Annotated in this window: 19 protein-coding genes; 14 read left to right on the top strand and 5 right to left on the bottom strand. The window is 61.0% G+C overall.

Features of this window, described 5'->3' with window-relative positions:
* The first annotated feature begins 23 nt into the window (after nt 1-23).
* A complete protein-coding gene (locus tag ACFSYH_RS13250; protein ID WP_377467581.1) occupies nt 24-1,199 on the top strand; it encodes a hypothetical protein in 1,176 nt (391 codons plus the stop codon).
* Between the two features lie 234 nt (nt 1,200-1,433).
* Nucleotides 1,434-2,831: a hypothetical protein gene (locus ACFSYH_RS13245; RefSeq protein ID WP_377467579.1), complete on the top strand. Its 1,398-nt coding sequence runs from the start codon at nt 1,434-1,436 to the stop codon at nt 2,829-2,831.
* Between the two features lie 116 nt (nt 2,832-2,947).
* Here ACFSYH_RS13245 and ACFSYH_RS13240 read toward each other — a convergent pair whose 3' ends face one another.
* From ACFSYH_RS13240 to ACFSYH_RS13225, 4 genes are all read right to left on the bottom strand, one after another.
* Nucleotides 2,948-4,117, bottom strand: coding sequence for an alpha/beta hydrolase (locus ACFSYH_RS13240; protein WP_377467577.1), 1,170 nt, complete (start codon nt 4,115-4,117; stop codon nt 2,948-2,950).
* Nucleotides 4,114-5,079 (bottom strand): zinc-binding dehydrogenase, encoded by a 966-nt coding sequence (locus ACFSYH_RS13235; RefSeq protein WP_377467575.1) that lies wholly within the window; start codon nt 5,077-5,079, stop codon nt 4,114-4,116. Before ACFSYH_RS13235 ends, ACFSYH_RS13240 begins: the two co-directional genes overlap by 4 nt.
* Nucleotides 5,080-5,173: 94 nt before the next feature.
* Nucleotides 5,174-6,400: a homoserine O-acetyltransferase MetX gene (gene metX / locus ACFSYH_RS13230; RefSeq protein WP_377467573.1), complete on the bottom strand. Its 1,227-nt coding sequence runs from the start codon at nt 6,398-6,400 to the stop codon at nt 5,174-5,176.
* A gap of 97 nt (nt 6,401-6,497) precedes the next feature.
* Nucleotides 6,498-7,889, bottom strand: a complete 1,392-nt coding sequence (locus ACFSYH_RS13225; RefSeq protein ID WP_377467571.1) for a bifunctional o-acetylhomoserine/o-acetylserine sulfhydrylase — start codon at nt 7,887-7,889, stop codon at nt 6,498-6,500.
* 764 nt (nt 7,890-8,653) lie between these two features.
* On the opposite strand from ACFSYH_RS13225, the gene ACFSYH_RS13220 reads away from it, so the two are divergent.
* A complete protein-coding gene (locus tag ACFSYH_RS13220; protein WP_377467569.1) occupies nt 8,654-10,159 on the top strand; it encodes a C40 family peptidase in 1,506 nt (501 codons plus the stop codon).
* Nucleotides 10,160-10,365: 206 nt separating this feature from the next.
* Here the strand turns inward: ACFSYH_RS13220 and ACFSYH_RS13215 are convergent, their stop codons facing one another.
* Nucleotides 10,366-10,866 (bottom strand): inorganic diphosphatase, encoded by a 501-nt coding sequence (locus ACFSYH_RS13215; RefSeq protein WP_377467567.1) that lies wholly within the window; start codon nt 10,864-10,866, stop codon nt 10,366-10,368.
* A 295-nt stretch (nt 10,867-11,161) separates the two neighbouring features.
* Between ACFSYH_RS13215 and ACFSYH_RS13210 the strand changes: the two genes are divergently transcribed.
* From ACFSYH_RS13210 to ACFSYH_RS13160, 11 genes are all read left to right on the top strand, one after another.
* The gene (locus tag ACFSYH_RS13210) at nt 11,162-12,580 is read left to right on the top strand and encodes a D-alanyl-D-alanine carboxypeptidase/D-alanyl-D-alanine-endopeptidase (protein WP_377467565.1); all 1,419 of its coding nucleotides are present in this window, start codon (nt 11,162-11,164) and stop codon (nt 12,578-12,580) included.
* Between the two features lie 135 nt (nt 12,581-12,715).
* Entirely contained in the window at nt 12,716-13,885 is a 1,170-nt protein-coding gene (locus ACFSYH_RS13205; RefSeq protein WP_377467563.1) for a zinc-dependent metalloprotease, read from the top strand.
* Entirely contained in the window at nt 13,882-14,964 is a 1,083-nt protein-coding gene (gene tilS / locus ACFSYH_RS13200) for a tRNA lysidine(34) synthetase TilS (RefSeq protein ID WP_377467561.1), read from the top strand. The genes ACFSYH_RS13205 and tilS overlap by 4 nt, the downstream gene beginning before the upstream one ends.
* A gap of 75 nt (nt 14,965-15,039) precedes the next feature.
* Nucleotides 15,040-15,594 carry a hypoxanthine phosphoribosyltransferase gene (gene hpt / locus ACFSYH_RS13195; RefSeq protein ID WP_377467559.1) on the top strand — a complete coding sequence of 185 codons (555 nt, stop codon included), beginning with the start codon at nt 15,040-15,042 and terminating at the stop codon, nt 15,592-15,594.
* Between the two features lie 266 nt (nt 15,595-15,860).
* Nucleotides 15,861-17,912 (top strand): ATP-dependent zinc metalloprotease FtsH, encoded by a 2,052-nt coding sequence (ftsH, locus tag ACFSYH_RS13190; RefSeq protein WP_377467557.1) that lies wholly within the window; start codon nt 15,861-15,863, stop codon nt 17,910-17,912.
* On the top strand, nt 17,912-18,505 hold the full coding sequence (folE, locus tag ACFSYH_RS13185; protein ID WP_377467555.1) for a GTP cyclohydrolase I FolE: 594 nt from the start codon (nt 17,912-17,914) through the stop codon (nt 18,503-18,505). The genes ftsH and folE overlap by 1 nt, the downstream gene beginning before the upstream one ends.
* 78 nt (nt 18,506-18,583) lie before the next feature.
* Nucleotides 18,584-19,453, top strand: coding sequence for a dihydropteroate synthase (gene folP, locus ACFSYH_RS13180; RefSeq protein ID WP_377467671.1), 870 nt, complete (start codon nt 18,584-18,586; stop codon nt 19,451-19,453).
* Nucleotides 19,454-19,632: 179 nt separating this feature from the next.
* Nucleotides 19,633-22,461 carry a 2-amino-4-hydroxy-6-hydroxymethyldihydropteridine diphosphokinase gene (gene folK / locus ACFSYH_RS13175; RefSeq protein WP_377467553.1) on the top strand — a complete coding sequence of 943 codons (2,829 nt, stop codon included), beginning with the start codon at nt 19,633-19,635 and terminating at the stop codon, nt 22,459-22,461.
* Between the two features lie 28 nt (nt 22,462-22,489).
* Nucleotides 22,490-22,966 carry a DUF3180 domain-containing protein gene (locus ACFSYH_RS13170; RefSeq protein ID WP_377467551.1) on the top strand — a complete coding sequence of 159 codons (477 nt, stop codon included), beginning with the start codon at nt 22,490-22,492 and terminating at the stop codon, nt 22,964-22,966.
* Nucleotides 22,963-23,457 (top strand): PH domain-containing protein, encoded by a 495-nt coding sequence (locus tag ACFSYH_RS13165; RefSeq protein WP_377467549.1) that lies wholly within the window; start codon nt 22,963-22,965, stop codon nt 23,455-23,457. Before ACFSYH_RS13170 ends, ACFSYH_RS13165 begins: the two co-directional genes overlap by 4 nt.
* Nucleotides 23,454-25,403, top strand: a complete 1,950-nt coding sequence (locus tag ACFSYH_RS13160) for a PH domain-containing protein (RefSeq protein ID WP_377467547.1) — start codon at nt 23,454-23,456, stop codon at nt 25,401-25,403. The genes ACFSYH_RS13165 and ACFSYH_RS13160 overlap by 4 nt, the downstream gene beginning before the upstream one ends.
* The last annotated feature ends 69 nt before the right edge of the window (nt 25,404-25,472 follow it).

The raw sequence follows: 25,472 nt of genomic DNA, 5'->3' as shown, positions 1-25,472 counted from the left end.
TGGCCCCGGCCGGGAGGTTTCAGGTGACGCAAGAATCGACCGGCACAGGACGCGCGAAAGACACATCATCCACGAGCGCGACCACCAAGACATCATCGAAATCTGCGCCAGGCAGGAAGTCCGTCAAGAAGTCGGCGGCACAGCCGTATCCGTCGGAGAAAAAGGCCACGGGTTCGCAGCGGACTACGAACACGGATACATCGGATGGCCTGACTATCGGCGGACGTACCTTTGGCCGTGGAATGGTCGTGGTGGCCCTCGTGCTTCTCGGCGTCCTTGCCACGCCGTTGGGCCTGGCCTCGCAATGGGCCTTCGACACGATCACTGATCGGGAATCGTATGTCTCGCTCGTCAGCGATCTCGGGCGAGACCCGAACATCCAGGAGGCCGTAGCCGACGAGGTGACCAACGCAGCCCTGGAACGGGTCGATGTGTCCTCACTTGTGGAAGGACGGCGCGATGGCTGGATTGGAGCGCTCGACGATCTGATCGGCAGCGTCACGGGTAGCGACATTGCCACGCAACTCGAAGAACGCCTACGCCCAGCGCTGACCAGCGCAGTCAACAGGTTTGTCGCGTCCGATGACTTCCAGAGTGTATGGGTCAGTGCGAACAGCCAGGCCCACACCAGTTTGCTTGCAGCACTGCAAGAGCCCGCCACAGCAGATGAGGACATCGCGATTGACCTGAGCGCGGCTGTCAACAGTGCGGACACCGGTGGTGTGGACGGCCAGGTACTCTCCCTGGTGAGCAGGGCTCTTCAGGACAATCCAGTAGAGATCCCGATCCTGACCGCTGAACAGGTAGACGCCCTGCGGACCGGATACTCGGTCATCGGTTCCGTGTCCACGTGGGCCCCCATCCTCGGGGTGCTTGCGTTGATCGCCGCACTCGTGCTGGCACCGTCGAACAAGCGCTGGCTCGTTGGTTGCGCTGCGGGGTTTGCCTTCATCGCGTCGGCCTTCTTGCCGGCGATCATCGAACTCTACATTGCCTTCGCACAGCCCGAGGTGCTCACCGGCGACACCCTGACCGCCCAAGTCGCCCGGCACATCACCGACGAGGCGGTTACCCATTCCAGTGCGGGTCTCGGTTACGGCGTGCCCGTCGGCGTAGCGATTCTGATCGTCACGGCAATCGCCACGGCCGCTTGGCGGATCCTACCCACACGGCGACTAGCATCCTTGAACGCTCGGTGAAACAGGCTACAACTGCGGTTAACATGGTGTTAGGGCTTTGTTCCCGTCAGTAACATTTGACCACTTCACGACATGTGCTTGTTGGTTACGAACTTTCGTACGTTGCGCTGGGTTGGGTGTTTGCTTCGCGAAACCCCCACACTCCGCTGCGCTACTTTGTCCGTAACGTATCCTCTAGTGGTTGAAGGCGGAAAACACCGGCAGTCGTGTGCTGCCGTCTACGTTGGGAAAACGATGGCCGGTCACGAAGACGAGAAACGGCAGGATGCCACCACGGACTATTCGCGCTTTGCGCCTCCCGGAATGGCTGCTGCTGAAACGCCCTCGCATGCCATCCCCGTGTTTGACGCTCCGCCACAGCCGCCGGAGCAGGCCACATCTGAACCTGTGCCGGGAGCGAACAGCGTACCTGCCACCCCACCCAGTCCAGAACCCACCCCAAGCTATTCATGGCAAAGTGGAGAATCGTCGGCAGATAAAAAGACAACCGGGCTTTCGGAGTTCCAACAACCGATAGAAGCCATCAAGTTCTCGCCCGATGCTGAAGACGACACCACTCGACGCAACGTGAAAGACATGGTGCGCGGGCTTGGAAAAGCACGCTGGTTCGGATACACGCGCAACACCATCGCAGTGGTCAGTGGTGTGGTCACGGTGCTTGCGCTCATCGCCTGGTCCGTGCTGTCTGGTGCGTGGGTTACCTTTGTCCAGCCTGCCAACTATTCCGCCGTTGCCTTCGAGGCGTACGAGGAAGAGGCGCTACAGGACCAGATCGCCCAGGCAATCCTCGCTGCGATCTGGGAACAGTACCCGCCCGAAGTCCTCGCTGAGATGCTGAACAGCGAACTGTACTCACCCGACGCCTATGAGCGACTCCCGGAAGAATTCCACGACTATGTCTGGAACTTCAACACCCCAGCGCAGATTGAACAGCTCATGAGTTCTTGGCTACCGCCATATGTGAAGGAACGCGTTGCGGCGAGTGAATCGAAGAGCGCGTGGATGGAAGCGAACACCTCGGTGCACACCACGATGATCGACACCCTCGAGGGCGCCACCAACAATGCGCGTGACCTCATCGATATTGATCTTGGGAGCTTCCGCGACACCTGGATGACCGAATCCACCGGCGTACCGCTCATGGACGATCTGATAGAGAAACTTGACCTGAACGTGAGCTTCGTTGACGCGTACCTGGTCGAGGACCTGAAAACCACGTATCAAAGCGGCAAGATGCTCCGATTGATCCTGCCCGTCGTGGCTGGACTCGCGTTTGCCATCGGACTTGCCTCTGCCCGGCGCAGGCCGTGGCTCCTCGTCGGTGTGGGCACGGGGCTCCTTGCAGCCTGGGCGCTCGCGGAGCCTATTGGCCAGTTACCGACACGATACTTCGCGGGTGATGATGACAGTATCGGGGCGATTGTGCTGCACCAAGGACTCGTGGTCCAGAGTGCTGAGAGTGCACGTTTCCTGATGTATCTGGGTATCGCTGGTGGAATACTCCTGTTGTTCGGTCTCCTCTTTGGGGCGATGGTCCGTCGCCGAACCCGCAAGGCTGCGGAATTACTCGCACGGGACGAGAAAGACACCGCAGATGCGCGCAGCGACATAGAGTTGGTCAACGCGCGCTGACGCCGACCGGTACCGACCCCTCACGCCGCAGCCCTACAGATCCCGCACAACGCGTAGATGACCAAGGCAGGGCGAACCAGCCAACCTGCAGGGTCGTCGCCAAGCGGAAACGCAACTCACAGGATGTTCCAGCCATACGCGAGAGTCCACTGCGTGATTGCAGCGTAGTACTTGTCGCGGACTGGGCGCGGTGACAGCGCGAGGTCGTGGATGCCATCCTTGATGCGATTGATCGTAACGTTGGTACCCAACTGCACGGCCCTACGTACGGTCATATCCACATCGAGTACAGAGTCGCTTGTGCGCATCGCCTCGATCCAGCGCACGCCGATAGATGTCTTCTCGGCGGCAAGGACAAGCACCGGCACCTTAATATCGAGTCCGCGGGCCACCTCGGCATGACCACTGCTGATCGCACTCAACCAACCGGGACGCACCGTGAAGGAGAGGTTTGGACGCCACTCGGGGTTGTACTGCCACTCTCCGTCGAACTCCTTGGACACAACCCGTGTGTAAAAGCCCTGATCGATATTGGGCATCCCCGCTTTGGGGTTGAGCCGGGCGAGTTGCTGAAGGGTTGGCTGCGAGAGCACGCGCATGAATTCAGACCCCTGGAACTCGAGCCACGGAGAGTTCAGCACCAGGCCAGTTATTTGACCAGGATTGTGATGTGCCCACAACGAGGCGGTGAGGCCTCCCGTTGAATGCCCCATAAGCATGACGCGCACGTTCGTACCGAGTTCCTCACGGATGATGGCCAGGCAGGCGGAGATCTCATCAGCGTAAACGCTCAGATCGTTTGTGTAGCCCGGAGTCTGTCCCTCGCGTAGGCTGCGCCCATATTTGCGGAGGTCAACTGCATAGAAGGAAGCACCCTGCCCGTGCCAGAACTCCGCTGTCTCGGTGTGGAAGAAGTAGTCGGACCAGCCGTGAATGTACAACACCGCGCGTGCCGTGCGCTGGTAGCTGCGTGGCTGATATTTGACGATCGTCGCCTCAAGCGGCCCCTCGTCATCCTCGCCCAGGTCAATCACCGAATACAGATAATCCGCTCCCAGAATGTCGGGGTGCCACTCGCGATATGCCGAACCCGGTGGACCAGGCTCGGCGTCACCGAGCTGCGTGAACAGTTCCGTGAAACTGCGTGGCCTCAGGGTGTGAGTCCACCTCATATGCGGATCGCTGGACAACTGGTCTGCGTCGATTTCAGACGATTCCTCGACAGGGCTGTTTTCTTGAGCGTTGGTCTGTGGCCCGGTTGCGCGGGATGAAGGGCCTTGGGTCATTGAGTCTCCATGACGATCACGACTTTTCCGAAGAGGTTTCCATCGATCATCTTTCCGAGTGCCTGCGGCAGTTGAGTCAGGGTGTAGATCGAGTCGATCGGTACGCTGATCTTGTTGTATGCCACGAAGTTCACGAGGGCCGTGAGTTCGTCGCGTGTGCCTAGCGTAACCCCTTGAACGCGAATTTCCTGGAAGAAGATGCGCGCGAGCTCCGCTGCCGTGGCGTCTCCCGTGGTGGCACCGGCGATCGCGATGATGCCACCCGGTTTGACAGAAGCCACTGAGTGACTCCACGTCGCCTTGCCCACGGTCTCAACCACCGCGTCAACCCGCTGAGGGAGACGTTCCCCGTGTTCGATGGGGATCGCACCAAGTTCGCAGGCCCGGTGGAGTTTGGCTGCGCTGCGGGAGGTCGCGTACACGGTGACGCCTGCAGCACGCGCGAGAATGATGGCCGCGCTTGCGACCCCACCACCAGCACCCTGTATCAGAACTGATTGACCTGGAGTGAGCCCAGCGCCTCTAAACAGCAGGGCGTAGGCCGTGAGCCATGCGGTGGGTAGGCAGGCCGCGATCTCGAACGGCATGTCATCTGGGATGTCGATCAGGTTGGCGGTCGGAACGGATACCCGCTCTGCAAGTGCGCCGGGGAACTTCTCGGAAAGGATCGAGCGGCGCTCCCTGGGCCCGACACCGTGTCCATCCACGCCGATTGCAGCATGCACGAGCACGCGCCGTCCATCCGGAGTCGTTCCCGCCGCGTCAGTTCCCAACACCATGGGAAGTTGCTGTTCGCGTAGGCCCACACCACGCAGCGACCATACATCGTGATGATTGATGCTCGCGGCTTTGACGTCAACTGTGGTCCAGTGTTCGCGGTTCTCTGGCTCCGGCACATCAATGATGGACAGGCCGTTCAGCGGATTGTCTGGGTCAAATGAACTAACTACTCCTGCTCGCATGCCTCCACTGTACGACTGCTGAAAGCTATCTGGATCGTCAAAACGTCCCAGACGGCTCTTCTACAGGCCAACTTGTGAGGAGGTTACGTGAAGGCTAGACCCCAACATGCTTGCGCACGAACTTGCCAACCATCGGCGCGAGTTGGTCGAACTCAATGAGGAATCCGTCGTGCCCGAAGTCTGAGTGCAGGATCTTGGTAGGCTCCGCACCGGGAATCAGCGTGGACATCTTGTGCGATTCCTGTGGCAGGAACAATCGGTCGCTGTCCACCGCAACGATGAGTGTGGGGCACTTGATGAGTTTGAGCGCATCGCGTATGCCGCCTCGATCACGCCCTAGATCGTGTGTGAGCATCGCTTGGGTCAGGACGAGGTAGCTGTTGGCGTCGAACCGCTTGGCCAACTTGTCCGCGTGGTGGTCAAGGTAGGACTGGACGGCAAACCGTCCGCCATACATGGGGTCCTCCGCGTTTTGCGGGATTCGGCCAAACCGCTGGTCGAGTTCACGGGCGCTACGGTAGGTTGTGTGCGCGATCTGCCGTGCAATGCCGAGGCCGGTTGTGGGGCCCTCGCCGTCGGGAGCGTCGTAGTAGTCGCCGCCGTTGAAGTACGGGTCAGCCTCGATCACTGCGATCTGTGGGTGTGCCCAAGCGATCTGGTCCCCAGTGGCTTGGGACGAGGCGGCGATAACGCCGAGCGCACCAACGCGAACGCCGCGTTCAGGCCCCATGATGCCCCATTCGAGTACCCGTAGACCGCCCATGGACGCACCGATGATCAGACTCCACGAGGTAAGGCCAAGCGCCTTGGTGAATTCGATTTCGGCGGATACCTGGTCTCGAATCGTGATGACCGGGAATTGACTGCCCCATGGCTTGTCGTCGGGTGCGTTGGTGGCTGGACCGGTGGTGCCTTGACAGCCACCCAGGACGTTGGGGGCCACCACAAAGAATTTGTTCGTGTCGATGGGTGCGCCGGGACCAACCATGTCCTCCCACCAACCTGCGGATTCACCCTCGATGGGATGAGCGGTGTTGCGGGTGACATGGGAGTCACCGGTCAGTGCGTGCAGAACCAAGATGGCATTGTCGCCCGCCTCATTGAGCGTGCCCCACGTCTCATACGCGACTGATACGTTGGGGAGCACGCCACCGGCCTCGAGTTCCAAGTCACCGATATGCATGAACGAGCGAAGCCCAGCGGGTGAACCGGTGCGCCAGGCACCAGAGACAGGAAGCATCCGAGCACGCAGGCTCACTGGGCGAACCGGGGTGGAATCCCGGACCCATTCGCGTGCTTGGAACTGCGGGCTCGAACTCATACTGATCACGATATTGCCTTCTATGGGCTGATGCGCGCGCGGTGTCTACCAATCGGACACCACGCGCGCATCATTACATCAACCTTGCGTGCGAGATTTAGTTCTCGCCTGCCACTGCCGCGGCAGCGGCAAAGCCCAGTTCGAGATCGGCGATGATGTCATCGACGTTCTCGATACCCACGGACAGGCGAACCAGCCCAGGGGTTACCCCAGCCGCCAGGAGGGCCTCTTCGGTCAACTGGGAGTGGGTGGTGGACGCTGGGTGAATCACGAGCGACTTCACGTCACCGATATTTGCCACATTGGAGTGCAGTTTGAGAGCCGAGACGAAGGCCTGCCCAGCCTCAGAACCACCCTCCACCTCAAACGCCACGATCGCCCCAGCACCGCGCGGCGAATACTTCTGCGCGTTCGCATACCAGGGTGAACTCTCGAGCCCTGCGTAGTGAATCTGGGTGACATCGTCGCGAGCCTCAAGCCACTGCGCGATCTTCTGTGCGTTCTCAACGTGGCGTTCGATGCGCAGTGACAGGGTTTCGAGACCCTGCGCAATCAGGAAGGCGTTGAACGGTGAGATCGCCGAACCGAGGTCGCGTAGCAACTGTACGCGAGCCTTGAGGATGAACGCGAGGTTCGCGCCGAGAATTCCGTTCACCCCGAGGTCGCGCGCATAGACGAGGCCGTTGTAGGACGGGTCAGGGGTGTTGTAGTTGGGGAAACGCTCCGGGTACTGAGCAAAGTCGAAGTTACCCGAGTCAACGATCACGCCACCGATCGCTGTGCCGTGTCCGCCCAGATACTTGGTCGCCGAGTGCACGACGATGTCCGCGCCCCACTCGAATGGACGGATCAGGTACGGGGTCGCAACCGTGTTGTCCACGATAAGTGGCAGGCCGATCTCGTGCGCCACGCCAGCCACGCCCTCGATGTCGAGGATGTCAGCCTTCGGGTTGGGAATCGTCTCCGCGAAGAACAGTTTGGTGTTGTCCTTGACGGCAGCGCGCCACTGGTCGAGGTCGTGTGGGTCCTCAACGAAGGTGGTCTCGATTCCGAACTTCTTGAGCGTGTGCTTGAACAGGTTGTAGGTTCCGCCATACAGCGAAGGGCTTGCGACGATGTGGTCGCCTGCCTCAGCGATGTTGAGGATCGCGAAGGTCTCTGCCGCTTGACCGGAAGCAAGCAGGAGCGCGCCGACTCCGCCTTCAAGCGAGGCAACGCGTTCTTCCACGACACCCTGGGTGGGGTTGCCGATGCGGGTGTAGATCGGTCCGAGATCCTTGAGTGCGAAGCGGTCGGCGGCGACCTGTGCATCAGGGAAGACGAACGAGGTGGTCTGGTAGATCGGTAGTGCGCGGGCGCCCGTGGTTGGGTCTGCTTCCTGTCCGGCGTGTACCTGGCGGGTTTCAAAGGACCAGTTGGCTGAGGTCATGGTGTTCTCCGAGTCAGTGGTGGGTTGTGGTTGGTGCCACCCTGGCTGCGTGGTGCGCATGATTGTCATGCTCGCCGTGAATTCGCGTGTGATCCGGGCCAGCGTCAGTGCAAGGCTGGGCTTCGGTCAGGCGGGACGCGAATGCATGGGCGGGTGACCACTTGGCTGCAGGGGAGCCGTTGAGTGGGTGGTCAGCAACACATTCGCTTGGTCATGGTTTAGACCATGTCACGTCTAGGCGGCGATGGAAAAGTATTTTGGCGGGAATTCTCATCTTGTGGACACGATTCAAAACAGAAGCATCCACATTCTGGGATTTCGGTGTTTCTGTGCTTGAGTGCTAAACGTTCTGTCCTTGAGGTTAAACACAGCATGGTTGTTGCAACGACCGCTAGAGTACAAACTGTCCGATGGGCTGTTCTTAGTCCGGATACCTGATGTTTAGATGCGCACTTGGGCCTCTTTTTGCCCATCGATTGGATGGGTCTTTTGCTTGCAGTAGTCCCTTTTGCATGCAGCCTTCCTTACCCCCCGCTCACTCCTCAACTTCCTCTCGCCTCTCAACTCCTGCCCATCCCTCACAACTCGGTGGGGCCTTTTTGATCCGGGTGTGTGTATTTTGTACACGCCTCCGGGCTCTTTTTGGCCCTTCGGTGTGGTCAGAAGGTGTGGGGTGATGATTCGTATCGTCGCCAATCCAAAGGCGCGAAAACTTGTCAGAAAAGTGTGAACTATTGCGTTTCGCCCACCACAAACGCTTCACCCTTAGTAGTCTCGAATGAGGAGATCTACCCATACAAAGAAAGTTCACGCCAGGCTCACCCATGTCAGCGACAGTTCCCGCACCTCAGGCACGTAAGCCGAGAGCCCTGCGATTCCTTTCCACCGTGATCGCATCACTCCTGCTGGTGTCGATGCCGCTTGCCGTGCCCGCAGTTGCGGAACCTGACGACCCCTCGGACACGGCGCGCGATGCCACGACTCTTGCGGAGCTCGACGCTGCAATCGCTCAACTCGAAACCGAGCAGCAGGCCGCCTACGAGGCGGTGTTACAGGCTGGCGAAGAGTATGTGACGGCTGTTGAGGAGTACCAGAAGGCGTCTGACTTTGCGGATGCTGCCGCAGAGAAAGCTCAGGTTGCAGGCGAGCGCGCCCAGGAGTCACGCAGGTTCATCGCACGCATTGCCCGTGAATCCTCGCGTGGCTCAAACTCGCTGGATGCCTTGGGGGCATTCCTGCTCGCAGACGGCCTCGAAACCCTGGTCATCGAAGCTGAGGCGCTCAACAAGGTCAATGCGAAGACCGATGAACGTCTGCAACAATTCGAGGTGGATAAGCTCGTCGCCGAGATCCTGCAGCGCAAAGCCCGTGAGGCAACCCAAGAGGCGCGCGAGAAGCGCGATGCCGCAACGGATGCGCTCGCCGAAGCCCAATTACTTGAAGCCCAGGCTGAACAGAAGACCAGAGAGGCTGAAACACGTCGAGGTGAACTCATCGCGCAGGCCGCTGCCGCACGCCAAGCCTCGATCGAAGAGGAACGACGCCGCCAGGACGAACTTGCACGCCAACGCCAAGAAGCGGAAGAACAGGCTGCACGTGACCGCATCGCACGTCAAGAAGAGCAAAACCAAGACAACAACGTCGAGGTAGATGAGGCACCGCGTCCGCAGCCAAGCCAGAGTCCGGAACCAGAACCGAGCACGAGCGAGCCCACGCGCACTGCGGAACCGACGCAGACAACCGAACCGGAACCGGAGCCCACGCGCACGAACAGCCCATCGCCGACTCCGACTCGCACAAGTGAGCCAGAGCCAACACAGGAACCCGAACCGACATCGAGTCCCTCTCCATCGCCGACCCGCACGAGCACTCCGTCGCCGAGCCCCACATCAACCCCAACACCACCTAGTTCCGACCCCTATGGACTGGGTAAGGGCCGTTCGTCTGGAAGCGCGGCAAAGGGGAGAACCGCGATAGCCGAGGCCCGCAAGCATCTTGGGAAGCCCTACCAGTTCGGTGGGACCGGGCCCAACGCGTTCGACTGCTCAGGGCTGACGTCGGTTGCCTGGGCGGCGGCCGGAGTGAACATCACCCGTACGTCCCGCTCGCAGTACAAGCAGGTGCTCAAGATCAAGATCTCGGACATGCGGCCAGGCGACCTGTTGTTCTGGGGGTCCGGTGCGGCCACAAACGATGCCGACTCGATCACACACGTCGCAATGTACATCGGCGACGGTCAGATGATCGAGGCGTCACAGCCTGGCGTGCCTCTGCGGATCACCTCGGTACGGTACGACTCTCGGCTCATGCCATACGCAGGACGCCCGTAACCTAGTCCAGCATCGACTAGAAGACACAAAAGTGGGTCTTGGCTAAAGGCCAAGACCCACTCGTATGTAAGTCATCCACCGAACTGCTCAGAAGAGTGGAAGAGACACGACCCCTTTGGTGGTCGTGCGTGTGGACGATCACTTACGTCCGATTACTCGTTGGCAGGTGCCTTGCAACGCTGCGGCCCCTACCACGCGCAATGCCCTTAGTGATCGTGGTAGTAGCCGGCTTCCTTCGCACGCTCGAACGAACGGACAATCTCTGCCTCAGCTTCTGCACGACCCACCCAGTGGGCGCCTTCTACTGACTTGCCTGGTTCCAGGTCCTTGTAGACCTCGAAGAAGTGCTGAACCTCAAGGCGGTGGAAATCGGACACGTCATCGATGTCCTGACGCCACGCCGCACGCTGATCAGCGGTTGGTACGCACAGCACCTTGTCATCGCCGCCGGCCTCATCGGACATGCGGAACATGCCCAAAGCGCGACAGTTGATCAAACACCCAGGAAACGTTGGCTCATCGAGCAGTACCAGTGCGTCCAGCGGGTCGCCGTCCTCACCAAGAGTGCCCTCAATGAAACCGTAGTCATCTGGGTAACGAGTCGATGTAAAGAGCATGCGGTCCAGACGGATTCGGCCCGTCTTGTGGTCAACCTCGTACTTGTTGCGTTGACCTTTGGGAATCTCGATAGTGACGTCGAATTCCACGATGTTCCTCCGATGCACCATGACCTGGGCGGGTTACGCGCCTAGGAGGTGTCTTTATTAGACTGGTAAGCAGGTCTTCCTGACCTTCTCAAGGGTAAACGACAATCCTACGCGACATGGGGTAAATCGTTGTGATCCGTGTCCCGCACCCATAGGCTGGACTCACCCGCATGGCCGACCCGCCGATGCGAGAGGTGTCCGTGGCGACGCTGATTGACAGTGCAACCAGCAATGCGTGCGGTACCGTGTATGCCCAACCGCAATTAGCCAAAGGAATGAACCGACCGTGGGACTGATGTCGAAAGTAGTCAGCGGCACACTCGTGATCGCGCTCATCGGAGCGGGCGGATACGTGTGGGCGGACATCAATGACCGCGTGCCCGGCATGTTGACCAATTCGCCGGAGATACCTGCGCCCGAGCCGTTCCCCACGGTGGTGTTCCCTGAGTCCTCAGACACAATCGAGGTGCCGAACCATGCGCTCGACGGATCCATCCCGTCAGCCGCCGCCGTTCAAGAACTCGTCGATGAACTGGTCGATGACGAGGATGTGCTCGGTAAGAGCGTCGCCGTGGTGGTATCCGATTCTCAGAGTGGGGAGATCATCGCGAGCCACAATCCAACGAAGCGGGTTGTCCCTGCCTCCGTCCAGAAACTTCTGACTGCGGTTGTCGCCTTGGATCAGCTCAATCACGACAAACAGCTCCGGACTCGGGTTCTACGATCCGGTGACAGCCTCTACCTGGCTGGTGAGGGCGACATGATGCTTGCCGCAGAGGCGGGGGACGTCACGACGACCAACGGCTATGCAGGGCTGGCGGAACTCTCGGATCAGGCGGCGAGCAGGCTGAAGCTTGATGGAACCGAGACGGTGCGGCTCTATGTGGATGACTCGATTTTCATTGGCAACGACATCGGGCCGTGGGAAGAGAACAGCGTTTCAGCGGGCTGGGTGGCACCTGTGTCCGCATTCGCGGTTGACGTGGCGCGCAAGGGTGAGGGCGAATACGCGGCCCGTTACCGTGATCCTGAGGTTGAGGCAGCCAAGATATTCGCGGAACGTCTCAAGGAGCGCGGTATCACCGTCGAGGGGAAGGTCTCGCATCGGACGTTCAACTCACCTGGCGTGGCAATGAGCACGGGCAACGAGGCGGTGATCGCGGAGGTGAAATCAGCGCCCATCGCCGATATCGTCTCGTATTTCCTGAAGACCTCTGACAACGCCATCACAGAGATCGTGGGTCATACGATTGCGCTTGACCGTGGTTTGCCCGCATCGTTCGCGGGAGCCACGACTGCTGTGGTTCAGGGACTTGAGAAACTTGGCCTCAACACGACTGGCGTGGACCTGGTGGACTGCTCGGGCCTTGGAGACACATCGCGGGTGACGGCTCAACTGGTCAACGACATTTTGAATCTCATGGTTTCCCCGGAGTACCCGCACCTGAACACTGGAGTGATCAATCTTCCGGTTGGCTACCTGAACGGAACTTTGCACGATCGCTACGAGTTACGCAATGGACGAGGGCTCGTACGCGCCAAGACCGGATCTTTGACGGGGGTGACTGCGCTCGCGGGCACCCTTGTCACACTTGACCAGAGGCAACTGAACTTTGTTGTGATCGCAGACAAGACAGAGCCTGGCGCTCAGTGGGGTGTGCGGCGCGCTGTCGACGCATTCGTGGAAAAAGTCTCGGAATGCGGCTGCAACTAGGCTAAGTTCAAGGGGACACATCTGCGGTACGGAAGCATATGACGTGGCAGTGACCCGGGAAAAGGCCACGGGCCATGGACCCACAGGCAAAAAAGCACGGTAGGCACTCAGGGTGCTTGGTAAGGCGGGAACACGATGCAGTTCAAGGAGTTCGTGAAGGAACTCGCGGCTCCTCTTGTCCGCTCACGGCCTCAGCCGCAAACCTCCTGGGAGAAGTCGGCCCGCCTTGTGGGCACTATCGTCAACCCCGGTCCAGGAGTCTCGAAACTCAAGGCTGAGGAGGTCGTGTCTGCGTTGCGAGAGCAGGCGGCCGTTGCAGAGAAACATGTGCGAGCCACGAGCAGACTACAGCCGAGCGCACGGCATCTGGATCTTCACACGGACCATCTGGCCGATGTCCTTGTCGTGGATCGTCCGGGCTGGGCACACTACGCGGCCAAGTCCATGGCGGATCTGTTCGGCGTGGATGAGGCGGAGCCGCTTGAGGGGGTCCCAGACCCGAGCGACCTGAACGGGACGGTTGAGACCACTGCCGTGCTCACGTTCTTGGCGCAGAAAACACTCGGACAGTTCGCACCCAACCTCGAGTCCACTCGTGAACGGGGTAGTTCTCCGGGCCAACTTCTGCTCGTGGCTCCAAACGTGCTCGTCTTCCAACGTGCGATGGCGGTTGACCTCAAGCAGTTCGCGTTGTGGGTGTCCCTGCACGAGTACACGCACGCGCTCCAGTTCGCTGCTGCCGACTGGCTGCCAGGCTACATGCGCGAACGCCTTGAAACGGTCGTGCGGAGTTTCGACTCGGAGAGTTCGCTGCTTGAATGGGCGCGTGCGCTCGCGGAATCGCTACGCGGCAGGGACTCGGTCATTGACCGGCTCCTGAACGATCAGCAGCGCGAGGAGATCGCGAGGATCACCGCGCTCATGACCGTGTTGGAGGGACATGCAGAAGTCATCATGGATCTCGTGCCAGCCTCCGTGCTTCCCGCGCGACGTATGCTGCGCCGGAAATTTGATGCTCGTCGCAAAGAGAGCAAACGCCTTGTGGCGACGTTAGGGCGGGTCAGCGGACTCGATCAGAAATCGACTCAGTATCGGGTAGGAGCGCACTTCGTGCGCGAGGCACAGAAGCGAGTGGGGATCGAGGGCTTCAATCGGGTGTTCACAGCGCCCGAGTTCCTCCCAACCGTTGCGGAGCTGGAGCAGGTTGCTCTATGGGTTGAGCGCACTGATGTGCTGCTGGACGCTTCCAAAGCGGCGGAGCCAACACCTGACGAATCCACCGAAACCGGAGACAACGCGGCGTGACCACACCTCCTCGCGCGGTCATGCGCGCCCGCAACGCATTGCGGGCCGAACTGGCCGATCTGGGGCCGGGGGCTACCATCGCGGTCGCGTGCTCAGGCGGTGCAGATTCGCTTGCGCTCGCCAGCGAACTCGCGTTTCTCGCACGGCGGCAGGGATGGCGTACCGCGGCATTCCTCGTTGACCACGGACTGCAACCCGGCTCCGATACGGTGATCGCCACAGCAGCACACGCCTGCCAGGAACTGGGCATCGACATCGTCGAAACCGTGCGCGTGAAAGTGCCTCAAGGTGCCGGGACCGGAGGCCTTGAGGCAGCGGCTCGCACTGCTCGCTACCGCGCGCTCACCGAACTCGCGCAACGGCATGAAGCGCACACCGTGCTGCTCGGGCACACGCTCGACGACCAAGCCGAAACCGTCCTGCTCGGCCTTGCCAGAGGCTCCGGCACGCGCTCGCTCGCAGGAATGCGCCCACGTATCGGCATCTTCCGCCGTCCCTATCTCGCTCTCACCCGCGCCGACACGGAGGCCGTCTGCGCACACGCGAGTCTTGAGTTCTGGGTGGATCCCACCAACCTAGCTGCGCATGATGGTCCGTTGCGGTCGCAGGTGCGTGGCCGGGTTCTGCCGCTTCTCGACGAGATACTGGGTCCGCGGATCGCGGACACCCTCGCACGCACAGCCGCCCAGTCGCAGGATGACGCCGATGCGCTCGACGCGCTTGCAGAGGAATTGCTGACGCAGGCACTTGTGGCGCGAGAACCGAACGCAGGCCAGCCCGATGCTGAGGGTGCGGGGCTGGGAACCGTACCCGACTCGTCGGAAAGCAGAAATGCAATGCACGTCACACTGCGCCTCGCGCCTCTCGAAACAGCGCCACGGGCGCTGCGCACGAGGGCGCTACGGGCCGCTGCGCTCAGAGCCGGAGTGCCCGCTGGACCGCTGAAATACCGGCATGTCGAGGAAATCGAACGCCTCGTCACGCACTGGCGTGGACAAAAACCAATTGACCTCCCGGGGGCGTTCACAGCGTGGCGGGCGAGTGGTCACATCACCATCTCACCGCCTACCCTTGAATGAGTGCGCCGCGGAACGTCCCGCGCCACTTCACACTCTTGCAAGTACGCAACATCTTCGACATCGAGGAGCATCCCCGTGGGTTCTGCACGTGAACAAGACATCAAGCACATCCTGCTGACCGAGCAACAGATCTCGGACAAGCTTGATGAACTGGCGGCGCAGATCGACGCCGACTATGCGGACCGCGATGTGCTGCTGGTGGGGGTGCTCAAAGGCGCTGTCATGGTGATGGCCGACCTGTCCCGCAAGCTCAAGCACACGCGTACCTCCATGGACTGGATGGCCGTGTCGTCCTATGGCTCGGGCACGAAGTCCTCGGGCGTGGTACGGATTCTCAAGGACCTGGATGCGGACCTGACGGGCCGTCACGTGCTCATCGTCGAGGACATCATTGACTCGGGTCTGACGCTGTCCTGGCTCATCTCGAACCTGCGTTCGCGCGGGGTCGCCTCGATCGAGGTTGCCGCGATGCTGCGTAAACCTGATGCGGCCAAGGTTGAGGTTGACGTGAAGTACATCGGGTTCGACATCCCCAACGAATTCGTGGTCGGGTACGGACTCGACTATGCCGAGCAGTACCGCAGCCTCCCATACGTGGGTACGCTCGCTCCGCACGTCTACGAAGGCTGACGGGTTTCTTTTAGATTCTCGACGAGTTGGCAGCCGGGCTGTCCCCTCCCCGCCGGGAGGTGGGTGGCCCGGCTGTTTGCTTGCCCCCACGTGTTCGGAGGTCGGTCGTTTTCGGGCCAGTATCACGCCTTGGGCGAACAAACACGGTGCCCAGGGCGAACAAGGGAACGTACACAGCACTTCGAGAGTTTTTCGATGTACTGTCTAAGCAACAACGTGCACGTGCCACAAGTTAAGAAGGGATACGAGGGGTACCTCGATCACCGATGAAGAAGAAGCGTTTACTCAGCGGACCGTTCCTGTGGGTGGTCCTCGCCGTCGTACTACTCGCCTTTGCCGCATCCTCGCTGTTCAGTGAGCGAGTCGGCAAGATTGACACCTCTCAGGGACTTGAACTCCTGAAGGGTGACACGGTCACCCAGGCCCTCATAGTGGACGGTGACCAGCGTGTTCGTCTTACGTTGAGCGAACCGTTCACGGTGGACGACAAGGAGATCGGCACCAAGGTCGAGTTCTACTACGTGGCGCCTCAGGGCCAGACCGTGGTTCAGGCCGTGGCGGACGCGAACCCGAAGGACGGATACAACTCCGAGGTTCCGCGCGTCAACGTGTTCGTGTCGATGCTGACCTTCATCATCCCGTTCATCATCATCATCGGTCTGTTCTACTTCATCACCTCGCGCATGCAGGGTGGTGGCCGCAACGTGATGGGCTTTGGCAAGTCCAGCGCGAAGATGGCAAGCAAGGACATGCCGCAGGTGACGTTCAGCGACGTGGCTGGTGCTGACGAGGCCGTCGAGGAACTGCGCGAGATCCAGGAGTTCCTGTCTGAGCCCGCGAAGTTCCAGGCTGTTGGGGCGAAGATCCCGAAGGGTGTGCTGCTGTACGGCCCTCCGGGAACCGGTAAGACTCTCCTCGCACGTGCCGTTGCGGGTGAGGCTGGCGTGCCGTTCTACTCGATCTCCGGTTCGGACTTCGTGGAGATGTTCGTCGGTGTGGGTGCCTCGCGTGTGCGTGACCTGTTCAAGCAGGCGAAGGAAAACTCGCCGGCAATCATCTTCGTGGACGAGATCGACGCAGTGGGCCGGCACCGTGGTGCAGGCATGGGCGGCGGCCACGATGAGCGTGAGCAGACGCTGAACCAGCTCCTTGTGGAGATGGATGGATTCGACGTCAAGACCAACGTCATCCTCATCGCCGCAACCAACCGCCCGGACATCCTTGACCCGGCGCTCCTGCGTCCGGGCCGATTCGACCGCCAGATCGGTGTCGAGCCACCGGACCTCAAGGGCCGCGAGGCGATTCTGCGAGTGCACGCGCAGGGCAAGCCGATGGTCGAGGGCGTTGACCTGCACTCCGTGGCAAAGCGCACCCCTGGGTTCTCGGGTGCGGACCTCGCCAACGTTCTGAACGAGGCCGCACTGCTGACCGCCCGCTCGAACGCGCAACTCATCGACGACCGCGCAATCGACGAGGCCATTGACCGCGTCATCGCGGGACCGCAGAAGCGCACCCGCCTGATGAACGCCAAGGAACTCAAGAACACGGCGTACCACGAGGGCGGTCACGCACTTGTGGCGGCTGCGATGCGCAACACCGACCCGGTGACCAAGGTGACGATCCTGCCACGTGGTCGAGCGCTTGGATACACCATGGTGATGCCAACCGAGGACAAGTACTCCAAGACCCGCAACGAACTACTCGATGAGATGGCCTACGCAATGGGTGGTCGTGTCGCCGAGGAACTCGTGTTCAAGGACCCAACCACGGGTGCGTCAAACGACATCGAGAAGGCAACCCAGACCGCCTACAAGATGGTCACCAAGTACGGCATGAGTTCCCGTGTGGGCACGATTGATCTGGGCCAGTCCACAGGGGAACCGATGTACGGTTACGGTGGCGGACAGAGTGGACGCACTCCTTCACCCAACGTTGCCAACGCAATCGATGATGAAGTGCGTGCACTGCTCGATACCGCCAACAAGGAGGCATGGGAGGTGCTCACCGAGTACCGCGACGTGCTTGACCACCTCGTTGCAGAACTGCTGGAGAAGGAAACCCTGAACGAGCAGGAACTCGCGGAGATCTTCAAGCCGGTCGTCCGCCGTCCGGACCGCCCGGTATGGCATTCCTCGGACGAACGTCCACTGCATGATGCCCCAGGTCCAATCGAGACGCCGACAACCACTGCGGCAGCACCCGAGGCCGAGACTGGAATCGTGGTTGGACCGCACACCGATGATGAGCCAAGCGCCGTCTCGCCGACCGAGCCTGCCGGTGCCGAAGGTGCCGTGGACGCGGACGAGGACAAGGCGTAGTGGCTGATCTCGGTTCAAACGGACGCGGTCCGATCGACCTTGATCGGGCCGCCTCCGCAGTCCGTGACCTGCTCATCGCGCTGGGGGAGAACCCGGATCGCGAGGGCCTGAAAGAGACCCCGATGCGGGTTGCCCGGGCCTACAACGAGGTGTTCTCTGGTCTGGACCAAGACCCACAGGAAGTTCTCAACACCGTGTTCGACATCGGGCACGATGAGATGATCCTGGTCAAGGACATTGAGTTGTACTCGACCTGCGAACACCACCTGGTGCCGTTCCACGGCGTCGCGCACGTTGGCTATATTCCGGGTGAGGATGGACGAGTCACGGGACTGTCCAAACTCGCGCGCGTCGTCGAGGTGTTTGCCAAACGGCCGCAGGTCCAGGAGCGACTCACCGCGCAGATCGCGGACGCGCTCGTGAAGGCGCTCAATCCCCGCGGCGTCATCGTGGTGATCGAGTGTGAGCACCTGTGCATGTCGATGCGTGGGGTCAAAAAACCTGGATCGCGCACGGTCACCTCGGCAGTTCGAGGTCAGATGCGAGACACCGCGACCCGAGCCGAGGCGATGAGTCTTATCATCGGTAAATAGCACTCACCGCAGCGGCCACACACTCCTGAAATGGGTGTGTGGCCGCGCGTGTATCCGAGCGACGAAGGAACTGACATGATGCGCCATCCGGCCCCACTTCCGACCAGCGTCTCCACGCTTGGCCGCGCTCTGGTCATGGGGATCGTCAACGTCACGCCCGATTCGTTTTCTGACGGAGGGAAATGGTTCTCCCGCGATGCGGCGGTGGCGCACGCACACGAACTGCTGGAGCAGGGCGCGGACATTCTCGATATCGGGGGCGAGTCGACCCGACCAGGCGCCGCCCGCGTTGACGTGGACGAGGAGTTGCGGCGCGTCATCCCGGTCATCGAAGAGCTTGCGGGAACTGGCGCCGTACTGTCGATCGACACCACTCGGGCACAGGTAGCCGAAGCCGCCGTCGCGGCGGGGGCACACATCATCAACGATGTTTCGGGTGGGCTCGCAGACCCACACATGGATCGGACCGCGGCCGAAACCGGAGCCGTGTTCATCGCCATGCACTGGCGCGGGCACGCAACCGAGATGGACTCGCTTGATCGCTATGACGACGTGTACAGCGATGTGCACCGTGAACTCATGACTCGAGTTGGGCAGCTTCTCCAAGCCGGTGTGAAACGCGAACAGATCGTGCTGGACCCGGGACTTGGCTTTGCCAAGAGCGGAGCGAACAATTGGCCATTGCTCGCCCGCACTAGGGATTTCGTGGGTGAAGGATATCCAGTTCTGGTGGGAGCCTCGCGTAAGCGATTCCTCGGACAACTCCTCGCCTCACAGGAAGGTGAGCCAGTCGCACCCGAAGCACGTGACGTGGCCACCGCCGCCATCACCGCGCTATCCGTGTTGGAAGGGGCGTGGGCCGTGCGGGTGCACAACGTCGCAGCCTCGGTCGATGCCTTCAAGGTGGCTCAGGCTTGGCAGGCGGCAAACGTCAAACGGTTAGGGTGACATCCAGCCTTCATGCTTGGTTTTCTCCGATTGGTACCGGTTCTCATGGAGCAAGATACCTATGAAAACCGCTTGGCTCTGGTCCAAACCGCATTTCACCCGCTAAGATTGCTGCGCGCGATGAAGTGCAGAAGCCCCCACGCCGCGGGCCACTGTGCAGGTACACGAAAGGCTCCACAATGACCTTGGCTCACGACCCCACGTCTCATTCCAAGATCGACCAGATAACGATCTCTGGGATAACCGCCACCGGTCGTCACGGTGTGCTGTCCAGCGAGCGTGAATCAGGGCAGGAATTCATCGTTGACCTGATTCTGGGCCTTGCACTGGGCGATGCTGCCGCAGGCGATGACCTCGACAAGACAGTCAACTATGCCCACCTCGCCGAAGCCGCCGTTTCGGTTATTGAGGGGCCTGCGGTCAACCTCATCGAGACCCTCGCAGAGCGTATCGCTGCCGTCACCCTCGAGAACCAGTTGGTTGAGTCCGTCTCGGTGTCCATCCACAAACCACACGCACCGATTCCAGTTCCGTTCGGGTCGGTTGCGGTCACCGTGCACCGCAGCCGCACCAATCCCGCACGTGTGAGCCGTCCATTCGCTGTGGAGGATGCCCCAGCCGTTGCCGCTCTTCCCCGGTGGCAGGACGTAGACTCCCCATCGTCCCCTACCGAGTTGGACTCTGCTCCCGGCGTTGAACCCGAAACCGCAACCACCCCGGTGAGCGCCGTTGCGACCGCATTCGCCGCACCCGTTGTCGCCTCTGTTTCACCGAGCGTTGCGGTGTCTCCCGCGCCGATTCCCACGAGCGATTCCGTCGCGTCAGCGCAAGAGGCCTTCCACGGAAGCGAAACTGCTTCCGGCCAAGAGGTAACGCCGTCGGATGAGGTTGTCGAGCCGGTTGGGGAAGAAGACACCTCGCTAGAGGCTGTGGAACAACTTCCAGCCGAGGCCGTGGCTGACACCCGAGACGACCCCCCCCAGAGTGACGAGAATGGTGCAGAGGAACCCGCTGGAGTGGCCTCCGCTCAGAGCCCACTCGTTGCTGAGACTGACAGCGCGGATGAGACCCCGGTGGCAGTGGAGCAGACAGCATCAGCCGCAGACACCGAGCCGTCACACCCGGATGAGATCAGCGAGGCACCCGTCGAGCAGAGCGTAGTGGAACCCACCGTGGTTCCCACACTTGAGGAAGACCTCCCAGCCCTACCTGAGCCGCAGGCAGGGGAAACCGCGCTCGACTCGGTAGACGCTGCGATCACGACACACGCCGTACCCGTTGTGGAACATGTGCCAGCCGCGGCCGATACCCCAGTTGTCGATCAAGCATCTGTTGCCGATGACTCTGCTGAGACCGTTGTTCCTCCCGCGCTTGAAGACGAGCCTGAGGAGGAGGCATCAACCCACACCACGCAGTTCGCGGCGTTATCGGAATCGCTCGGTGTCAGCGACGCCTCCGGTTACCCCTGGCATCAGGCACAGAGCAACACCGTGCCGTCGGGGCCGACCCTATCGGAGCTGCTCGGCGGTAGCCAAGATGAACCACTCGACCTGTCCAAACCTCTGTTTGCGATGGGAACGCCGAAGGAACTGCCGCCACTTCCCAAGCCGTTCTTCGAGGCAGCCACAGCCAAGACGAACGCACCTGCGATCAGCGCCCAGAACCGGACCACAGCACCCGAGGCTCCGTCCGTCACCCAAACCAGTGCTCAGTCACCGGAAGCCTCAAGTGCTCCCACTGTGGAGCAGAGCGAATGGGCACCGCCGGTTTTCGCGTTTGACACTCCAGAAACGCAGCCGACTGAGCCTGAACCGCTGCCGTCACGACCGGAGAGCGCACAGAGCGCCCACACCTCCGACAGCGCGCTCAGCCCTGAGACTCCACGAAGCGCACCGAGTGCTTCGAGTTCGAACGACTCGGAACCTGCCCCACCCGTATCGGCTGCCAGCCCAGCCCAGTCCGCTGACGCAGAGACCGCACCTGGGGACGAACCGCAAGCAGACTCGTCGTCAAGCACGGAGACCGAGCACACGACCACGTTGAGCCCATCGGCTCAGCAACGTCTTGAAGAGCGCTTCGCGGCGATGATGTCGGAACACTTCGGCATCGATGTGACTGCCGGCAACCGAGACGGTGACTCGCCACAAGTTGCAGCCGAGAAACGGGCTGCCGGACAGGCCAGCGCTGCCTCCGCAGACGAACCGGCGACCACGGTGTCGGCGATCCCTCTCGTCGCGTCCCAGCCTACGCAATCGCAGGAGGCATCGGGAGCGAGCGCATCTAGCCCGTCTGCCGAGAGCCCCGCCCCGTCGAGCGATGATGCCCCAACCCAGGTTATTCCGGTCATCGTCCCCGATGATCCGCAAGAGGACCTGAGCCGTGGTGGAACCGCGATCATCGAACCGGCGAGCAGGCCCGAACGCGCCTCGGCGCTTTCCGCAGAGGCCTCCTTGAACACCTCAATGTTCAAGACACTCGACCAGATGGATGAGATCCCACAGGAACCAGTTCGCGTGGTCCTGGCACTGGGCGCAAACCTCGGTGATGCTCAGGGCACGCTCAATGCCGCGGTGAAGGCGCTTGGCGAGACCGAGGGCTTCACCATCGTGAAGGTTGGGCCACTCGCACTGACCGCGGCGGTCGGAGGGCCAGACCAGAACGACTACTACAACTCGGTGGTCATCGGCGAGACGACCCTGTCGCCGCGCGAACTGCTGCACGCAACCCAAGCGATCGAAAACGCCCACAACCGCACACGTGAGGTGCACTGGGGCCCGCGGACCATCGACATCGACATCATCACCTACGGCATGCTCGTGGCGAGCGCCGAAGACCTCGAACTGCCGCACCCACGCGCCAAGGAGCGTGCCTTCGTGCTCGTCCCATGGGAGGAGGCGGACCACGAGGCGGTGCTACCAGGACTGGGTGGTGGACCGGTCAGCGCGCTTGCCGCGACAGCGCCAGACCGTTCGGGTGTACGGTGGCTGGCACTAAACTGGTTGACGTAGCCCAACACGTGCCGAGTTCAGGAGCTTCATGACACGCACAACGATCACGCAACTCGTGGTTGTCTTCTTGATCGCGCTCACCCTCGCGTGGAGCGTGCTGCGGTTGCTTGTGCATCAGGGGATCCATCTTGGCGTGGTGAACTGGCCGCAGATCTTCGCGTGCCTCGTGCTTGCGGGGCTGGTGACCTGGGGTGGCCTAAGCGTGCGCGCCTACATTGCGGGCAAGAAGCCGAACCTGAGTGGACTCGCCGCGGCGCGAATCGCGGTCTTCGCCAAGGCCTGCTCGTTGGGTGGAATGATCTTCATGGGTTGGTATGGGGCTCAGGTGCTGCTCGCACTTGAAAACATTTCCGTTGAGTCGCAACAGTCACGTGCGTTGTGGGCAGGCGCGGCGGCAGTGTCAGCGCTCATCATGACCGTGTGCGCGATGATTGCTGAGCGCAACTGCCAGATTCCGCCGAGCGAACCAGAAGAAGCCCAAGGTCCAGCAGGTAGTCCGGCATGATCACGACGTTTGAGGAGCAGGTGCCGGTCCCGCGTGATGAGTGGGTGCCGGTGTCGCGGGATTGGTTCAAAGCGAAGATGCGCACGATGATGTGGTGCCTGGTGGTGTTGTGTCCGCTCCTCGCGATTCCGTACTTCATCTGGGGTTGGTCGTGGCTGCTTTATTTCCCGGGCGGTTTGCTGGCTTTGTGCTTGTTGGGTATCCCGTTTGACTATTTTGAAGTGAAGAACCTGCACTTCATGGTCCGCGAGGACGAGATTCTTGTGCGCCGCGGCGCGCTGTCCCGCTCCACGACCGCGATGCCGTATGGCCGGATTCAGCGTGTGGATACGGAGGAAGGCCCGATTGATCGGCGCTATGGGCTCGCGCAGATCACTTTCTCGTCCGCTGGCGCTGGTGACCTGACAATCGACGGTCTGCCCGCGCAGCGCGCGCAGGCACTACGCGACGAAGTGTTAGCTGCAGCGGAATTGCGGCGGGTTGAACTGTGAGCGCTGAGGAGCGCTCCTCTTCTGGTCCTATTGCCGACGAGCAGCCGGTTCGGTCCGTCGACTCCAGTTCCAGCGGCTCGGCTGGTGCGGCGGTGCGCTCTGCTGAGTCTTCGGTGTCACTGAACTCCGTTTCCGCTACTGGGTCGGTTGAGGTAGCCGAAAGCTCGTCGGAACACAGGGGACACGGAGCAGAGGACGAGGGAGCGCCGGCGAAGCGCGGTGGATGGCGTGGTCGGCGTGAACCGCGTGGCAAGAAAGAAAGAATCGTTGACCCGGTTTTCGAGGACGCGACTCTTGGGTGGTTCCGCGCTCATCCTGCCTCCCCGTTCTTATCTGCGGGGATCGGATTTGGCTTGATCGCCGCATTCGTGGCGAAGAATGTGCGCAGGGAGGATCGTCGTGACGGCTTGACCGTTGCGGAGGCACTCGACACTGCACTCCTGTTGGGTGGCATCATGTGTGCGATCCTGCTGGTGGTCATGGGCTTTATGTATATCGCGTGGCGGCGCAGGTACTGGGCAATCACGCAGAAATACGTGCTTGAGAAGGCCGGAGCGTTCTCGACCTCGCGCAGAAAAGCCGCGATCGAGAGCATAGATGCAGTCGACGTTTCGCGGAACCTCGTGGCCAAGATATTCGGGTTCTCGGTGGTGACCATTCGATTACCCGATTCGGAAACCATCGAGTTCCGGTACATGCGAGTAGCGGACGGGGAGCAGTTGCGGCGGCAGTTGCTTGACGCGATGGAGGAAATTGCCCAGGGAACTGCTCCTGATTCTGCCGTCGGTGATCCTGCACGCGGGCCCGGTGCTGCGGAGGCACCCGAGGATTTGTCTCACACCGATTCGGTGGGGTCAGGTGTAACGGAGTCAAACTCTACGGACTCGGGGGAGAAGGAATCGTCCGGCACGGAGTCGGGTGGTACGAAGACAAGCGACGCGGACTCGGCCGATGCGGAAGCAGACACCGATAAAAAGGAACGCCACTGGGTTGGTGGTAAACCGCAGCGTGAGCGCGTGGACTTCCGGGCGCTGGACCGCGACGAGGCCATTGTGTATGACCTACCGGTTGCGCGAAGCGTGGAGGCTCAAGCGTGGCGGGCGGGATTCGGTGCACTGGTTGTCGCGATTGTGCTGGGCATCCTGGCTGTCCCTGCGGTGCTCATCCTGGCACGGTTCAACCTACCGATCAGGGACTATGCGGCTGAGATCGTTTCGGCCTTAGTCTCCATTAACGTTGTTCTTCTACTCATCGGTGGGGCATACGCGGCGTTCCGTGCTGCGACCAAATATTACGCCTCGAAGGTGCGCGTGGTGCCGGGCGCTTTTGGGATCTCGCGCGGGCTACTGAAGGATTTCTCCTCAACTCTCTACACCACGCGGGTGCACTGGATTGATGTCTCCCAGCCGTTCGCCTGGCGCTGGCCCGGGTATTGGCGGTTGCGAGTCCGTACCGTCTCCATCATTGACTACGACGACGATGATGACGCCGAGGACGATAACGCAAAACCCAACGAACTCGTGCTCCCTGTGGCGACACTTGAGGAGATCGGACACATACTCGGGTTACTTGCTCCGTACACGAATGTTGATCCCGTGGCCGCTGTGGGCGTTGCCTCGCGACACCGCTCGTTGACAGCAGTTACCTCCCGTCGTGCACGGCTGTTCAACCCGCTAGTCTACGGCCATGAGGGCTACCTGCTCAGCGACGATGTGCTCTATGTGCGCACCGGACGCTGGACTACCTCACTCGTGGCAATTCCCTTGAAAAACATTCAACACACAGGCCTGGATCAGGGCCCACTTCAGCGCCTCAGGGGGATCCAGGACGTTTCGGTGAGCGGGGCGCTCTCGGCGGGAGACTGCCTGATTGAAAACCTTGATGACCAGGTAGCGGATGCGCTGTTTGCGGAACTACGGGAGCGTACCCGCACCCCGCAGCATTGAGAGAAGGTAAGTGCTAGGGTGGTCGGTCCCAGCACGGGAAAAGAAAGTTAAGAATGTCGGTGAGCACCA

Source organism: Populibacterium corticicola (assembly GCF_042683685.1).
In the GTDB taxonomy this organism is placed as follows: Bacteria; Actinomycetota; Actinomycetes; order Actinomycetales; family Cellulomonadaceae; genus Timonella; species Timonella corticicola.
The sequence above is the reverse complement of the archived record's forward strand: the minus strand, read 5'-3'. Positions and strand labels throughout refer to the sequence as shown.

Excerpts from the sequence above, each read along its gene's own strand:
- ACFSYH_RS13165 (WP_377467549.1), top strand. The coding sequence starts at position 22,963 with ATGATCACGACGTTTGAGGAGCAGGTGCCGGTCCCGCGTGATGAGTGG.
- ACFSYH_RS13170 (WP_377467551.1), top strand. The coding sequence starts at position 22,490 with ATGACACGCACAACGATCACGCAACTCGTGGTTGTCTTCTTGATCGCG.
- ACFSYH_RS13235 (WP_377467575.1), bottom strand. The coding sequence starts at position 5,079 with ATGCGAGCAGGAGTAGTTAGTTCATTTGACCCAGACAATCCGCTGAAC.
- ACFSYH_RS13245 (WP_377467579.1), top strand. The coding sequence starts at position 1,434 with ATGGCCGGTCACGAAGACGAGAAACGGCAGGATGCCACCACGGACTAT.
- ftsH (WP_377467557.1), top strand. The coding sequence starts at position 15,861 with ATGAAGAAGAAGCGTTTACTCAGCGGACCGTTCCTGTGGGTGGTCCTC.
- ACFSYH_RS13210 (WP_377467565.1), top strand. The coding sequence starts at position 11,162 with ATGTCGAAAGTAGTCAGCGGCACACTCGTGATCGCGCTCATCGGAGCG.
- ACFSYH_RS13220 (WP_377467569.1), top strand. The coding sequence starts at position 8,654 with ATGTCAGCGACAGTTCCCGCACCTCAGGCACGTAAGCCGAGAGCCCTG.
- ACFSYH_RS13205 (WP_377467563.1), top strand. The coding sequence starts at position 12,716 with ATGCAGTTCAAGGAGTTCGTGAAGGAACTCGCGGCTCCTCTTGTCCGC.
- ACFSYH_RS13225 (WP_377467571.1), bottom strand. The coding sequence starts at position 7,889 with ATGCGCACCACGCAGCCAGGGTGGCACCAACCACAACCCACCACTGAC.
- ACFSYH_RS13240 (WP_377467577.1), bottom strand. The coding sequence starts at position 4,117 with ATGACCCAAGGCCCTTCATCCCGCGCAACCGGGCCACAGACCAACGCT.
- folK (WP_377467553.1), top strand. The coding sequence starts at position 19,633 with ATGACCTTGGCTCACGACCCCACGTCTCATTCCAAGATCGACCAGATA.
- metX (WP_377467573.1), bottom strand. The coding sequence starts at position 6,400 with ATGAGTTCGAGCCCGCAGTTCCAAGCACGCGAATGGGTCCGGGATTCC.
- folP (WP_377467671.1), top strand. The coding sequence starts at position 18,584 with ATGCGCCATCCGGCCCCACTTCCGACCAGCGTCTCCACGCTTGGCCGC.